Origin of the sequence: Mycobacterium sp. 852014-52450_SCH5900713, from assembly GCF_001667075.1 — a bacterium.
In the GTDB taxonomy this organism is placed as follows: domain Bacteria; phylum Actinomycetota; class Actinomycetes; order Mycobacteriales; family Mycobacteriaceae; genus Mycobacterium.
In genome coordinates, this window is sequence record NZ_LZIL01000053.1 from 1 (window position 1) to 13946 (window position 13946).

Annotated in this window: 17 protein-coding genes; all 17 read left to right on the forward strand. The window is 67.8% G+C overall.

Annotated features, from left to right (window positions below; translation table 11 throughout):
* On the forward strand, positions 1 to 769 hold a 769-nt coding region (locus A5773_RS16410), incomplete at its 5' end, for a homogentisate 1,2-dioxygenase (RefSeq protein WP_067791791.1).
* A gap of 2 nt (positions 770 to 771) precedes the next feature.
* A complete protein-coding gene (locus A5773_RS16415; RefSeq protein WP_066946577.1) occupies positions 772 to 1953 on the forward strand; it encodes an alpha/beta fold hydrolase in 1182 nt (393 codons plus the stop codon).
* The gene (locus tag A5773_RS16420) at positions 1950 to 3155 is read left to right on the forward strand and encodes a CaiB/BaiF CoA-transferase family protein (protein WP_066946581.1); all 1206 of its coding nucleotides are present in this window, start codon (positions 1950 to 1952) and stop codon (positions 3153 to 3155) included. Before A5773_RS16415 ends, A5773_RS16420 begins: the two co-directional genes overlap by 4 nt.
* On the forward strand, positions 3152 to 4048 hold the full coding sequence (locus tag A5773_RS16425; RefSeq protein WP_066946584.1) for a hydroxymethylglutaryl-CoA lyase: 897 nt from the start codon (positions 3152 to 3154) through the stop codon (positions 4046 to 4048). The genes A5773_RS16420 and A5773_RS16425 overlap by 4 nt, the downstream gene beginning before the upstream one ends.
* Complete coding sequence (locus A5773_RS16430) at positions 4048 to 4662, forward strand: TetR/AcrR family transcriptional regulator (protein WP_082948265.1); 615 nt, start codon at positions 4048 to 4050, stop codon at positions 4660 to 4662. Before A5773_RS16425 ends, A5773_RS16430 begins: the two co-directional genes overlap by 1 nt.
* Before the next feature lie 21 nt (positions 4663 to 4683).
* Positions 4684 to 5928 carry an acyl-CoA dehydrogenase family protein gene (locus tag A5773_RS16435; RefSeq protein ID WP_066946587.1) on the forward strand — a complete coding sequence of 415 codons (1245 nt, stop codon included), beginning with the start codon at positions 4684 to 4686 and terminating at the stop codon, positions 5926 to 5928.
* The gene (locus A5773_RS16440) at positions 5925 to 6911 is read left to right on the forward strand and encodes a phosphotransferase family protein (RefSeq protein ID WP_066946591.1); all 987 of its coding nucleotides are present in this window, start codon (positions 5925 to 5927) and stop codon (positions 6909 to 6911) included. Before A5773_RS16435 ends, A5773_RS16440 begins: the two co-directional genes overlap by 4 nt.
* Entirely contained in the window at positions 6911 to 7249 is a 339-nt protein-coding gene (locus A5773_RS26090; RefSeq protein WP_066946595.1) for a DUF6285 domain-containing protein, read from the forward strand. Before A5773_RS16440 ends, A5773_RS26090 begins: the two co-directional genes overlap by 1 nt.
* 10 nt (positions 7250 to 7259) lie before the next feature.
* Positions 7260 to 7649: a nuclear transport factor 2 family protein gene (locus A5773_RS16450; protein WP_066946598.1), complete on the forward strand. Its 390-nt coding sequence runs from the start codon at positions 7260 to 7262 to the stop codon at positions 7647 to 7649.
* 33 nt (positions 7650 to 7682) lie between these two features.
* Positions 7683 to 8219 (forward strand): YceI family protein, encoded by a 537-nt coding sequence (locus tag A5773_RS16455; RefSeq protein WP_066946788.1) that lies wholly within the window; start codon positions 7683 to 7685, stop codon positions 8217 to 8219.
* Positions 8220 to 8249: 30 nt separating this feature from the next.
* A complete protein-coding gene (locus A5773_RS16460; RefSeq protein ID WP_066946600.1) occupies positions 8250 to 8663 on the forward strand; it encodes a response regulator transcription factor in 414 nt (137 codons plus the stop codon).
* A gap of 237 nt (positions 8664 to 8900) precedes the next feature.
* The gene (locus A5773_RS16465; RefSeq protein WP_066946603.1) at positions 8901 to 9278 is read left to right on the forward strand and encodes an NADH-quinone oxidoreductase subunit A; all 378 of its coding nucleotides are present in this window, start codon (positions 8901 to 8903) and stop codon (positions 9276 to 9278) included.
* Between the two features lie 7 nt (positions 9279 to 9285).
* Positions 9286 to 9840, forward strand: a complete 555-nt coding sequence (locus A5773_RS16470; protein WP_066946610.1) for an NADH-quinone oxidoreductase subunit B family protein — start codon at positions 9286 to 9288, stop codon at positions 9838 to 9840.
* The gene (locus A5773_RS16475; RefSeq protein WP_066946614.1) at positions 9837 to 10544 is read left to right on the forward strand and encodes an NADH-quinone oxidoreductase subunit C; all 708 of its coding nucleotides are present in this window, start codon (positions 9837 to 9839) and stop codon (positions 10542 to 10544) included. Before A5773_RS16470 ends, A5773_RS16475 begins: the two co-directional genes overlap by 4 nt.
* Positions 10544 to 11872, forward strand: a complete 1329-nt coding sequence (gene nuoD, locus A5773_RS16480) for an NADH dehydrogenase (quinone) subunit D (protein WP_066946618.1) — start codon at positions 10544 to 10546, stop codon at positions 11870 to 11872. The genes A5773_RS16475 and nuoD overlap by 1 nt, the downstream gene beginning before the upstream one ends.
* A complete protein-coding gene (nuoE, locus tag A5773_RS16485) occupies positions 11869 to 12627 on the forward strand; it encodes an NADH-quinone oxidoreductase subunit NuoE (RefSeq protein ID WP_066946622.1) in 759 nt (252 codons plus the stop codon). Before nuoD ends, nuoE begins: the two co-directional genes overlap by 4 nt.
* The gene (nuoF, locus tag A5773_RS16490) at positions 12624 to 13946 is read left to right on the forward strand and encodes an NADH-quinone oxidoreductase subunit NuoF (protein WP_066946626.1); all 1323 of its coding nucleotides are present in this window, start codon (positions 12624 to 12626) and stop codon (positions 13944 to 13946) included. Before nuoE ends, nuoF begins: the two co-directional genes overlap by 4 nt.

Sequence of the window (13946 nt, forward strand, 5' to 3'; positions counted from 1 at the left end):
GTGCTCCTCCGCGGCGGGGCCGGGAAGCCGTCTCCCTGGTGTCGGGCCACTGCGCTACTCCGACGGCGATTGGGTCTACATCCCGAGGGCGTGCCCCGCGGGGCGCCCGGCCCCCGACAGCGAAACCACCCTGCTGATGGTCGAGGCCACCGACGAGTTCCGGGTGCCGCCGGCCGGGCCGCTGGGCCGCCACTTCCCGTTCGACCCGTCGCAGATGACCATCCCCGACCCTGCACCCATCGAGGACGACGGCAGGGACGAGTACGAGGTCCGGCTCATCCATGAAGGTGGCCCCACAACGCTGTTCTACCAACACAATCCGCTCGACATCGAAGGCTGGCGCGGCGACAACTTCCCGTTCACGTTCAACATCGCCGACTACAACGTGGTCACCTCCGACAGCGTCCACCTGCCGCCGACGGTCCATCTGTTCATGCAGGCCACCGGCGTCTACGTGATGAATTTCCTGCCGAAACCCGCCGAAGGCGTCGCCGGCACCGAGCGCACCCCGTGGTATCACCGCAATGTCGACTATGACGAGATCGCCTTCTTCCACGGCGGCTCGCTCTACGGCATCCCGATGCCCCCCGGCCTGATTTCCCATGCGCCGCAAGGCGTCCACCACGGCGCACCGGAGAAGGCGCGGGAACGGGCGCGCCGCAAGTTCGATGATTACTCCCGCGTCGATTGGCAAGTGATCGCCGTCGATACCCGCCGACGCCTGACCCCCTCGCCCGAGGTGCTGGCCCACGACCTAGGACAACACTGACCATGACGACCCGCCACGAATACGAGCGAATCCCCTATCTCGTTGCTTTCCAGAACAATTCCGCTGTCCGCGACGTCTACGGCGGCCTGGCCGAGATCACGGTGCTGGAGAGCTACCTGCTCAGGCCGGTGGACAAGCCGTCGGACACCGTGCTGGTGTTCATGCACCCGATCGGCGGCGGGGCCTACCTGCCGATGATCAACGCACTGGCCCGGGCAGGCCATCACGTCATCTACTGCAACAGCCGGTTCCGCGGCACCGATTCCGCGCTGCTGATGGAGAAGGTGGTCGAGGATCTCGGCGAGTGCATCAAGGACGCCAAGAAGCGGCTGGGTTACGAGAAGGTGGTGCTGGCCGGCTGGAGCGGCGGCGGCTCGCTGTCGATGTTCTACCAGCAGCAGGCCCAGCACCCGACCATCACCTCGAGCCCGTCGGGCGACGGCCCCGACCTGACCGCCCTGGACCTGATCCCCGCCGACGGCATCATGCTGCTGGCGGCGCACATCAGCCGGCACGGCACGCTGACCGAATGGCTCGACGCCTCGATCCTCGACGAATCCGACCCCACCAAACGCGATCCCGAGCTCGACCTGTACAACCCGGATAACCCGAACCAGCCGCCATACAGCCAAGAATTCCTGGCCCGCTACCGCAATGCACAGATCGAACGCAACCGCCGCATCACCGCGTGGGTCAAGGGCAAGCTCGCCGAACTGAAGGCCGCCGGACGTCCCGACGAGGAGTTCTGTTTCGTAGTGCACGGCACCATGGCCGACCCGCGCTGGCTGGACCCGACCGTCGATCCCAACGAACGCACCCCGGGAACCTGTTACCTGGGGGATCCTCAGGTGGTGAACATGAGCCCGGTCGGGCTGGCCCGCTTCTCGACGTTGCGCGGCTGGCTCTCGCAATGGAGTTACGACGACGCCCGCGGCGACGGGGTGGCCTGCGGCGCCGACATCGCCGTCCCTGCGTTGGTGATCGGCAACCTGGCCGACGACGCCTGCACGCCCAGCCACACGCGGCGGCTCTTCAACGCGATCGGGCATCATGACAAAGAGATGCACGAAATCCCCGGCGCCACCCACTATTACGCGGGCCTCGATCAGCGCGACAAGCTGCGCGCGGCCGTCGACATCGCGACCGACTGGCTGGTCCGCCACGACTTCGCGGGGGCGCAGTGACACCCACCGGACCGCTGGAGGGGGTCCGGGTGCTCGAGCTGGGCACGCTGATCGCGGGCCCCTTCGCCGGACGGCTGCTGGGCGACATGGGCGCCGACGTCATCAAGGTGGAACCCCCCGGCGCCCCGGACCCGTTGCGCACCTGGGGCCAGGCCGAGCTCGACGGGCAGCACGTCTTCTGGACGGTGCACGCGCGCAACAAGAGAGCGATCACCCTCGACCTGCGCCGGCCACGTGGCCGTGAACTGTTCTGCGACCTCGTCGAGAAGTCCGACATCATCGTGGAGAACTTCCGCCCGGGGACGCTCGAAAAATGGGAGCTGGGTTACGACGTGCTGAGCGCCCGCAACCCGGGAATCATCCTGGTTCGGGTGTCGGGCTACGGCCAGACCGGCCCCGACGCCCACAAGGCCGGGTATGCCTCGGTGGCCGAGGCGGCCAGCGGGCTGCGCCATCTCAACGGCTTCCCCGGCGGGCCGCCGCCCAGGCTGGCGCTATCGCTGGGCGACACCCTGGCCGGCATGTTCGGCGCCCAGGGAGCGATGGCGGCGCTGTACCGTCGCAGCATTACCGGGCGCGGCCAGGTGGTGGACGTCGCACTGACCGAATCCTGTTTGGCCGTACAGGAATCCACCATCCCCGACTACGACGTCGGCGGCGTGGTGCGCGGGCCGTCGGGCACCCGGCTCGAGGGCATCGCGCCGTCCAACATCTACCGCAGCGCCGACGGCTCGTGGGTGGTGATCGCCGCCAACCAGGACACCGTCTTCGCCCGGCTGTGCAAGGCGATGGGGCGCCCGGAGCTGGCCATCGACGACCGGTTCGCTACGCACCGCGCGCGCGGCCGCAATCAGGATGAACTCGACGAGATCATCGGCGCGTGGGCCACGGACCGCCAGCCGGGCGACATCATCGAAACCCTCAGCGCCGCAGGGGTGATAGCCGGGCCGATCAACACGGTCGCGGAGGTGGTCGACGACCCGCAACTGCGGGCCCGCGGCATGCTGGTCGAACACTTCGATGAAAGGCTCGGGCGGGACGTTCTGGGGCCGGGCATCGTGCCGGTGCTGTCGGAATCGCCGGGCCGCGTGCGCAACGCCGGGCCCGCCCGTCCGGGCCAGCACAACGACGACGTCTACATCGGGCTGCTGGGCAAGACCGCGGCGGAACTCGAAGAGTTACGGGCCGAGGAGGTGCTGTGAACGCACACGTGGTCATCCGCGAGGTCGCGCTGCGCGACGGCCTGCAGATCGAAACGCCGATTCCGTTGTCGGCCAAGCTCGAACTGCTGGCCGCGGTCGCCGCGACCGGGGTCCGCGAGGTGGAGGCCACGGCGTTCGTCTCGCCGTCGAAAGTGCCGTCGATGGCCGACGCCGCCGAGCTCGCCGCCCACCTGCACGACTACCCCGACATCGAGTTCTCCGCCCTGGTGGCCAGCCCGAACGGCGCCAAGCGCGCCGTCGCGGCGGGGCTGCGCTCGATCGAGTACGTGGTCGCCGCCGACGACACGTTCAGTCAGGCCAACGTCGGGCGGACCAGCGCCGAGGCCACCAAGACGATCGACGAGATCGTCGCCATCGCGCACGGCGCTGACGTCACCGTCGAGGTTGTCATCGCCACCGCGTGGGACTCGCCATTCGAGGGACCTACCCCGCCCGAGCGCGTGCTCGACATCGCCGCGGCCGCGCGCGACCGGGGCGCCGACCGCCTTTCCATCGCCGACACGATCGGCACCACCACCCCGGGGCGCGTGAGTTCGCTTATCGCGCAACTGCGTCCGGTGATCGGCGACCTGCCGCTGGGCGGGCATTTCCACAACACCCGCGGCTCGGGGCTGGCCAGCGCCTACGCCGCGGTCAGCTCCGGGGTGACCCGGCTCGACTCCTCCGTCGGCGGGCTGGGCGGCTGCCCGTTCGCCCCGGGTGCCACCGGCAACATCGCCACCGAGGATCTGGTGTACCTGCTGCGCGACAGCGGCATCGACGTCGACGTCGACCTGCAGGCCGCCATCGCCGCGGCGGACGTCGCCAAATCCGTTGTCGGCCACGATCTGCCGAGCGCCCTGCTGCGCGCCGGCGACCGGATGCGGACCTGATGCCCGCACCGGAAGCGCGCACCGCCAAGGGCCGCCAGACCAGGCAGGCCATCGAGCTGGCCGCCCGAAAGCTGTTCGCCGAGCGCGGCTTTCACGGGACCACGCTGGCCGACATCACGTCGGCTGCCGGCAAGTCGCCCGCGGTGTTCTACCGGTACTTCGCCGACAAGGAAGACCTGCTCGCCGCCCTCGCGGAGTCCTTCCTGCACGATGTCGTGACGCCGTCGGGTTTGAGTCTCGAGTTACCGGACTCTCCGGAGGACGACGCCTTCTTCACCTCCGTGGTCACCGGGTACTGGAACATGTTCAAACAAAACATCGGCATCATGATCGCCGTGGCCCAGCTGGCCGCCACCCAGCGGCGCTTCGCGGCCGTCCAGAACGAATTCCGCCGCTTCGGCATGGACATCGTCGCCGCCTCCGTTCGCCGCGCCCAGGAGCAGGGCTACGGAACCGAGCTCGACCCGCAACACACCGCGGCGGCCATCGCGCTGCTGTTCGAGAACTTCACCACCGTCTTCGTCGGTCCCTCCAACCTGGGCATCAAAATCAGCGACGAGGACGCCATCGCCACCCTGTCGACGATCTGGAAGAAAACCCTCTACGGCGCTTGAGCCTTTTCGAAGGAGAAAACTGTGGATTTCACACTCCCCGAACACCTTCCGGGTCTGCTCGCGCAGATGGACGAATTCATCGAGGCGGAGATCAAACCGCTGGAGCGTGACCACATCCAGTACTTCGACAAGCGCCGCGAACATGCCCGCACCGACTGGGACAACGACGGCATCCCGACGCGCGAATGGGAGGATCTGCTCGCGGAGATGCGCAGGCGGGCCGACCAGGCGGGCTGGCTGCGGTACGGGCTGCCGGCGTCGCTGGGCGGCCGGGACGGCACCAACGTCGACATGGCGGTCATCCGGGAGCACCTGGCGCACAAGGGCCTCGGCCTGCACAACGACCTGCAGAACGAATCCTCGATCGTCGGCAACTTCCCGCAGGTGATCATGATGGAGCGCTTCGGCACCGACGAGCAGCGACGGCTCTGGTCCGAAGCGCTGATCACCGGGGAACGCTCGATGGCGTTCGGGCTGACCGAGCCCCAGCACGGCTCGGACGCGACGTGGCTGGAGACGCGCGCGCAGCCCGACGGCTCGGAACCTGGAGGGTGGGTGATCAACGGCGCCAAGCGATTCAACACCGGGGTCCACCGCGCGACCCACGACCTGGTGTTCGCGCGCACCTCCGGAGAGCCCGGGCAGGCGCGGGGCATCACGGCGTTCCTGGTGCCGACGGATGCGCCCGGGTTCACCGTCCCCTACTACTGGTGGACGTTCAACATGCCGACCGACCACGGCGAAGTTCAGTTGACCGACGTCCGCGTCCCCGCCGACGCGGTGCTCGGTGAGGTGGACCGCGGCCTGGAGGTCGCGCAGACGTTCCTGCACGAGAACAGGATTCGGCAGGCGGCCAGCAGCCTGGGCGCGGCCCAGTACTGCATCGACCGCGCCGCCGAATACGCCGGCAAACGGACCGTCTTCGGCAAGCCGCTGTCGGTCAACCAGGCGGTGCAATGGCCGCTGGCCGAATTGCAAACCGAAGCGCAGATGGTGCGGCTGCTGGTGGCCTATGCCGCCTGGCATCTGGACCGGGACCACCACATGGAGGTCTCGGACAAGGTGTCGATGGCCAACTACCGCGCCAACCGACTCGTCTGCGACGCCGCCGACCGGGCCATGCAGATCTTCGGTGGCCTCGGCTACAGCCGGCACGAGCCGTTCGAGCACATCTACCGCCACCACCGTCGCTACCGGATCACCGAGGGAGCCGAGGAGATCCAGATTCGCCGGGTGGCGCAGCGGCTGTTTAAGTTTGGCAAGTGACATCGACCGAGGAGTTGGCCCCCCAGATCGCCGCGGCGCTGGCGCCGGTCCTCGGTGCCGATGTCGCGATTGAGAACCTGCGCGTGCTGACCGGGGGCGCCAGCCGCTCCACGTGGGCGTTCAACGCGGTCGCCGGGGAGCGACGCCACGCGCTGATCCTGCGCACCGGCGCGCCCGACGACGTCCACGCCGGCATGGAGCTGGAGGCACGCGCCCAGGCCGCCGCCGCGGCGGCGGGCGCACCGGTCCCCCACGTCCTCATCGCCGACGATTCGGTTGCCGCACTGGGCAATCCGTTTCTGATCTGCGACGAGATCGCGGGCGAGACCATCGTCCGGCGCATTCAGCGTCAGCTCGACGCCGCGGGCGGGCAGGCGGCCCGCGGGCAGCTGCTGCGGCAATGCGCGCAGGCCCTGGCCGCCATCCACCGCGCCGACCCGAACATTCCCGGCCTAACCCGCGAGGACCCGCTCACGCAGTGGCGTGAGCGGCTCGACGCCATGGGTGACACCACGGCCACCTTCGAATGGGCGTTTCGCTGGCTGGGCGCCAACCGGCCCGAGCCGTCGGCGGACGTCCTCGTGCACGGGGATTACCGCATGGGCAACCTCATCGTCGACGGGTCCCGCCTCGCCGCCGTCCTCGACTGGGAGCTGGTACACCGCGGCGACCCGTACGACGACCTGGCCTGGTTCTGCATCCGCGCCTGGCGCTTCGGCGCCCCGGCCAACCTCGGCGCCGGCGGGCTCGGCAGCATCGAAAGCTTCCTGCACGCCTACGAGCAGGCCGGCGGGACTAGCGTCGACCGGGTGGCGTTTCACTGGTGGCTGGTGCTGGCCACGCTGCGCTGGGGCGTCATCTGCCGCTACCAGGCGGAGCGGCATTTGAGCGGGCAGTTCCGCTCGGTGGAGCTGGCCACGATCGGCCGCCGCGTGTGCGAGACCGAGTGGGACCTGCTCGACCTGCTCGAAGGGGCGGCCTGATGATCGGCGCATACGGGCGCCCGCTCGCCGCCGAGCTGGTGGCCGCGGTGGCCGAATTCCTGGAGAACGACGTGCGGGCGGCGACCAGCGGGCAGGTCAACTTCCATGCGAGGGTGGCCGCCAACGCGCTGCGCATCGTGGAGCGCGAGCTGCTCGACGAGAGCGAGGCCGAATCCCGCGAAGCGCTGGCCGACCTCGGGTTCGCCGACGAGGAGGAGCTGGCCGCCGCGATTCGGGCCGGCGAGATGGACGGGCGGGCCCTGGAAGTCACCGCCTGCCTGCGCACGTTGGTGCGGCGCCGGGTGGCCGCCGCCCACCCCGGATATGCCAGCGAATAGGAGCGAGATCATGGCCGGTGCGAGCGCGGAAATCGTTGCCGACGCGGCAGACCGCCTGTTCACGGCGATCGAAAAGGGTGACTTCGCGGCGGTTGACCGGATGTGGAGCGACGACATCGCGGTGTGGCGAGTCGGCGCGCGCCGCGATGACGGCAAGGCCCGCGCGCTGCGGGTCATCAACTGGTTCATCACCGCGACCACCGAGCGCCATTACGAAATCCTGGACCGGCGATTCTTCGAGGGCGGCTTCGTTCAGCAGCACATCCTGCACGCCACCGGCCATGCCGGCCAATCGATCTCGATGCGGGTCTGCATCGTGATCAGGGTGGCCAGCGACGGCCGGCTGGACCGGATCGACGAGTACTTCGACCCCGCCGAGATCGCGCCGTTGATGGATTAGGCGTTAGATTCGCCACGAGAGATGGGGGTGACGATGACGACTTTGGAATCGCTGCTGAACGATCCCGACCTGGCCGGCGTGTGGAACCTCGTCCCGGACCGCTCGGAGATCACCTTCAAGGTCGCAAACCTGTGGGGCCTGCTGAACGTCAAGGGCCGCTTCACCGAGTTCAGCGGCGACGGCCAACTGACGGCGAAGGGGGCGGTTTTCGGCCGCCTCGACATCCGCACCGCCTCCCTGGACACGGGGATAGGCCGGCGCGACAAGCACCTGCGCTCGCCCGACTTCTTCGACGTCGAGCGCTTCGGTGAGATCAGCGTCGTCGTCACCGCGGTGCACCCGACCAAAGGCAAGGCCGCAGACCTCCGCGCGGCCTTCACCATCAAGGGCATCACCGCTCCGCTGCCCCTGTCCGCCACGATCACCGAGCTCGACGACGGCTCGATCCGGATCGCCGGGGAAACCAAGGTGGATCGCACCCAGTTCGACCTGGGCTGGAACCGGCTCGGCATGATCGGCTCGAAGGCGAAGGCGGCGGCCGAAGCCGTCTTCGTGCGGGCTGCCCAGTGAAGCCGGTGCGACACCAGTAGCATCTGCACCGTGTCCGATTCCAGCCCCGAATCCAGCGTTGCCCTGCGGATCCTGGTCTACAGCGATAACGCCAAAACCCGCGAACAAGTCATCCGGGCACTGGGCAAGCATCTGCATCCGGACCTGCCCGAGCTGACCTACCTCGAGGTGGCGACCGCCCCGATGGTGGTGCGCCAGATGGACGAGGGCGGCATCGACTTGGCCATTCTCGACGGGGAAGCCACGCCCACCGGCGGCATGGGAATCGCCAAACAACTCAAAGACGAACTTTCCACGTGCCCACCGATCCTGGTGCTCACCGGCCGCCCGGACGACGCCTGGCTGGCGAACTGGTCGCGGGCCGAAGCCGCAGTGCCGCATCCCCTCGATCCCATCGTGCTGGGCCGCACGGTGCTCGGACTGCTCCGCACACCCACGCGCTAGCCCTTTCACCTGCGTCGATACGCGCCGGCGTGACCCCGGCCGCGACCGGCGGCGGGCCGCCCGGTTGCGGCGACACAAAAACGAGGCGAATACCCCCACCCCGACAAAACACACCCGTCTTCGCGACGCTATGTTGTGAAGGTCACTGTGACGTGCCGCAGCCCGCGTACGTCACAGCAGCCCGGCCCCCGCCCGGCCGCCGCACCGGCGGCCCGTACGAGGAGATCTTGGAGCGAGTTGAACGTCTACATACCCATCTTGGTGCTCGGAGCGATAGCGGCGGCCTTCGCCGTGGGATCGGTGGCGATCGCGAGCCTGGCCGGCCCGACGCGTTACAACAAGTCGAAGATGGCCCCCTACGAGTGCGGGATCGAACCCACCGACAGTCCGGTCAGCGGCCCGCACGCGGCGAGCGGCCAGCGGTTCCCGGTGAAGTATTACCTGACCGCAATGCTTTTTATCGTCTTCGACATCGAAATCGTGTTCTTGTATCCATGGGCGGTCAGTTACGACGCGCTGGGAACGTTCGCGTTGGTCGAGATGGTGGTGTTCATGCTCACGGTCTTAGTGGCGTACGCCTATGTGTGGCGCCGCGGCGGCCTGACGTGGGATTGAGGTAGACGTGGGTCTCGAAGAACAGCTGCCCGGCGGGATTCTGCTGTCAACGGTCGAGAAGGTGGCCGGCTACGTTCGCAAGAATTCCCTGTGGCCGGCGACGTTCGGGTTGGCGTGCTGTGCCATCGAGATGATGGCAACCGCCGGGCCAAGATTCGACATAGCGCGGTTCGGCATGGAGCGATTCTCGGCGACGCCGCGGCAGGCCGACCTGATGATCGTCGCGGGCCGCGTGAGCCAGAAGATGGCGCCGGTGCTCCGCCAGATCTATGACCAGATGGGCGAGCCGAAGTGGGTGCTGGCCATGGGCGTGTGCGCGTCGTCCGGCGGGATGTTCAATAACTACGCGATCGTGCAGGGCGTGGACCACGTGGTTCCGGTGGACATCTACCTGCCCGGCTGCCCGCCGCGGCCGGAGATGCTGTTGCACGCAATCCTGAAGCTGCACGAGAAGATTCAGGAGATGCCTCTGGGCGTCAACCGCGAAGAAGCCATCGCCGAGGCCGAGCAGGCGGCGCTGGCGGCCCGGCCCACGATCGAGATGCGCGGACTGCTGCGATGAGCTCGCCCGACCAAGGTCCCCAAGAGGCGATCAGCCAGGCCGACGAAGAAGTGATCGACGTGCGCCGCGGCATGTTCGGCGCCAAGGGTTCGGGTGACACGTCCGGCTACGGGCGCCTGGTGCGCGAGGTCATGCTTCCCGGCAGCAGCCCCCGACCCTACGGCCGCTACTTCGACGACGTGGTCGACACACTGGCCCAGGCGCTGAAAAGCGCGGACGTCGAATTCTCCGACGCGATAGAGAAAGTCGTGGTGTACCGCGACGAGCTGACCCTGCACGTGCGCCGCGAAGCGCTGCCCCGGGTCGCCCAGCACCTACGCGATGAGCCGGGGCTGCGTTTCGAGATGTGTCTGGGTGTCAGCGGGGTGCACTACCCCCACGAGACCGGTCGCGAACTGCACGCGGTGTACCCGTTGCAGTCGATCACGCACAATCGCCGCGTCCGCCTGGAAGTGGCTGCGCCGGACAGCGATCCGCACATCCCCTCGCTGTTCGGGGTCTATCCGACCAGCGACTGGCACGAGCGCGAAACCTACGACTTCTTCGGCATCATCTTCGACGGACACCCGTCGCTGACCCGCATCGAGATGCCCGACGACTGGCATGGCCACCCGCAGCGCAAGGACTATCCCCTCGGCGGCATTCCGGTGGAATACAAGGGAGCCCAGATTCCCCCGCCCGACGAGCGGAGAGCGTACAACTGATGAGCACAATCACCGACGCGACGCACGATGGCGGTGCCCCGGAGACCGTCTTGGTCGCCGGCGGACAGGACTGGGACCAGATCGTCGAAGCCGCCCGCAAGGCAGACCCCGGCGAACGGATCGTCGTCAACATGGGTCCGCAGCACCCGTCCACCCACGGGGTGTTGCGGCTGATCTTGGAGATCGAGGGCGAAACGGTCACCGACGTTCGCTGCGGAATCGGCTACCTGCACACCGGTATCGAGAAGAACCTCGAATATCGCTACTGGGCGCAGGGGGTCACCTTCGTAACCCGAATGGATTACCTGTCACCGTTTTTCAACGAGGTCGCGTACTGCCTGGGCGTGGAGAAGCTGCTCGGCATCACCGATCAGATACCCGAGCGGGTCAACGTCATCCGGGTGATGATGATGGAGCTCAACCGGATCTCCTCGCATCTGGTCGCACTCGCCACCGGCGGCATGGAATTGGGCGCCATGACCCCGATGTTCGTCGGTTTCCGCGGCCGCGAGATCGTGCTGACCCTGTTCGAGAAGATCTCCGGGTTGCGGATGAACAGCGCCTACATCCGGCCGGGCGGCGTGGCGCAGGATCTACCGCCGGGCGCGGAGTCCGACATCGCCGAAGCCCTCAAGCCGCTGCGCCAGGTACTGCGCGAAATGGGCGGTCTGCTCAACGAGAACGCCATCTGGAAGGCCCGCACCCAGGACGTCGGCTACCTGGATCTGACCGGCTGCATGGCGCTCGGCATCACCGGACCGATCCTGCGCGCCACCGGGTTGCCGCACGACCTGCGCAAGAGCGAACCGTACTGCGGATATGAAAACTACGAATTCGACGTGATGACCGCCGACACGTGTGATGCTTACGGGCGCTACATGATTCGCGTCAACGAGATGTGGGAGTCGATCAAGATCGTCGAGCAGTGTCTGGACAAGTTGAAGCCGGGCCCGACCATGATCTCCGACCGCAAGATCGCCTGGCCGGCCGACCTCAAGGTGGGCCCGGACGGGATGGGTAACTCACAGGAGCACATCGCCAAGATCATGGGCGGCTCGATGGAGGCCTTGATCCACCACTTCAAGCTGGTCACCGAGGGCATCCGTGTTCCGGCGGGCCAGGTCTACACCGCGGTGGAATCACCGCGCGGGGAGCTCGGCGTGCACATGGTGAGCGACGGCGGCACCCGCCCCTATCGGGTGCACTACCGCGACCCGTCGTTCACCAACCTGCAGTCGGTCGCCGCGATGTGCGAGGGCGGCATGGTGGCCGACCTGATCACCGCGGTCGCCAGCATCGACCCGGTCATGGGCGGGGTGGATCGGTGACCGGCCCGCAAGGACAGCCGGTGTTCATCCGGCTCGGACCACCGCCCGAGGAACCCAACGCGTTCGTGGTTGAGGGTGCGCCGCAATCGTATTCGGCGGAGGTGCGGGCGCGGCTGGAGGTCGACGCCAAGGAGATCATGGGCCGCTACCCCGATAAGCGCTCGTCGCTGCTGCCGTTGCTGCACCTGGTACAGGCCGAGGACTCCTACCTGACCCCCGCCGGTTTGGAGTTCTGCGGTGAGCAGCTGGGCCTGACCGGCGCCGAGGTGTCGGCGGTGGCGAGCTTCTACACGATGTATCGCCGCGGACCCACCGGCGACTATCTGGTCGGTGTCTGCACCAACACGCTGTGCGCCATCATGGGCGGCGACGCCGTATTCGAGGCCCTGCAGGAGCATTTGGGCATCGGCAACGACGAGACCACCCCCGACGGCTCCGTCACCCTGCAACACATCGAATGCAACGCCGCCTGCGACTACGCGCCGGTGGTGATGGTCAACTGGGAGTTCTTCGACAACCAGACACCGGAGTCGGCCCGCGAGCTCGTCGACTCGTTGCGCTCGGGTGAGCCCAAACCGCCCACCCGCGGCGCCCCGCTGTGCGCCTTCCGCGAGACGTCACGCATCCTGGCCGGCCTGCCCGACGAACGGCCCGACCAGGGCCAGGGCGGTGCGGGCGAGGCCACGCTGGCGGGTCTGAGGGTGGCGAAGGAAAACGGCATGCAGGCGCCCAACCCGCCCGGAGGCCAGTCATGACCAGCTCTCAGGCCACGCCGCTCACCCCGGTCATCAGCCGGTTCTGGGACGACCCCGAGTCGTGGACCCTGGAGACCTACCGCCGTCACGACGGCTATGAGGGGATGAAGAGGGCGCTGGCCATGGCGCCCGACGACGTGATCGCCATGGTCAAGGACTCCGGGTTGCGCGGGCGCGGTGGCGCCGGCTTCTCGACCGGAACGAAGTGGTCGTTCATCCCGCAGGGCGACACCGGCGCGGCCGCCAAGCCGCACTACCTGGTGGTCAACGCCGACGAATCGGAACCCGGTACGTGCAAAGACATTCCGTTGATGCTGGCGACGCCGCACGTGCTCGTCGAGGGCGTCATCATCGCCGCCTACGCAATCCGGGCCAGCCACGCGTTCATCTACGTGCGCGGCGAAGTGCTGCCGGTGTTGCGCCGCCTGCAGAACGCGGTGGCCGAGGCGTACGCCGCCGGGTACCTGGGCCGCGACATCAACGGCTCGGGTTTCGACCTGGAGCTCGTGGTGCACGCCGGCGCCGGCGCCTACATCTGCGGCGAGGAAACCGCGCTGCTGGATTCGCTGGAAGGCCGCCGCGGCCAGCCGCGGCTCCGGCCGCCGTTCCCCGCGGTGGCGGGGCTCTACGGCTGCCCCACGGTGATCAACAACGTCGAGACGATCGCCAGCGTGCCGCCCATCGTCCTGAACGGCGTCGACTGGTTCCGGTCGATGGGCAGCGAGAAATCGCCTGGCTTCACGCTGTATTCGCTGTCCGGTCATGTCGCCCGGCCCGGCCAGTACGAGGCGCCGCTGGGTATCACGTTGCGCGAGTTGCTCGCCTACGCCGGCGGGGTGCGGGCCGGCCACCGGCTCAAGTTCTGGACGCCCGGCGGGTCGTCCACCCCGCTGCTCACCGACGAGCACCTCGACGTGCCGCTGGACTACGAGGGCGTGGGCGCGGTCGGCTCCATGCTGGGCACCAAGGCGCTGGAGATCTTCGACGAGACCACCTGCGTGGTGCGAGCCGTGCGCCGCTGGACGTACTTCTACAAGCACGAATCGTGCGGGAAGTGCACCCCCTGCCGGGAGGGCACCTTCTGGCTGGACCAGATCTACGAGCGGCTGGAAACCGGCAAGGGCACTCCCGAGGACATCGACAAGCTGTTGGACATCTCCGACACCATCTTGGGAAAGTCCTTCTGCGCGTTGGGCGATGGCGCCGCCAGCCCGGTGATGTCGTCGATCAAGTACTTCCGCGACGAATACGTGGCGCACGTCGAAGACGGTGGCTGCCCGTTCGACCCCCGAGACTCCATGCTGAACGGAAAGGCTTGA

What these genes read in the sequence shown, in the direction of transcription:
- A5773_RS16415 (WP_066946577.1), top strand. Translation starts at nt 772, where the DNA reads ATGACGACCCGCCACGAATACGAGCGAATCCCCTATCTCGTTGCTTTC.
- A5773_RS16475 (WP_066946614.1), top strand. Translation starts at nt 9,837, where the DNA reads ATGAGCTCGCCCGACCAAGGTCCCCAAGAGGCGATCAGCCAGGCCGAC.
- nuoF (WP_066946626.1), top strand. Translation starts at nt 12,624, where the DNA reads ATGACCAGCTCTCAGGCCACGCCGCTCACCCCGGTCATCAGCCGGTTC.
- nuoD (WP_066946618.1), top strand. Translation starts at nt 10,544, where the DNA reads ATGAGCACAATCACCGACGCGACGCACGATGGCGGTGCCCCGGAGACC.
- A5773_RS16450 (WP_066946598.1), top strand. Translation starts at nt 7,260, where the DNA reads ATGGCCGGTGCGAGCGCGGAAATCGTTGCCGACGCGGCAGACCGCCTG.
- A5773_RS26090 (WP_066946595.1), top strand. Translation starts at nt 6,911, where the DNA reads ATGATCGGCGCATACGGGCGCCCGCTCGCCGCCGAGCTGGTGGCCGCG.
- A5773_RS16430 (WP_082948265.1), top strand. Translation starts at nt 4,048, where the DNA reads ATGCCCGCACCGGAAGCGCGCACCGCCAAGGGCCGCCAGACCAGGCAG.
- A5773_RS16455 (WP_066946788.1), top strand. Translation starts at nt 7,683, where the DNA reads ATGACGACTTTGGAATCGCTGCTGAACGATCCCGACCTGGCCGGCGTG.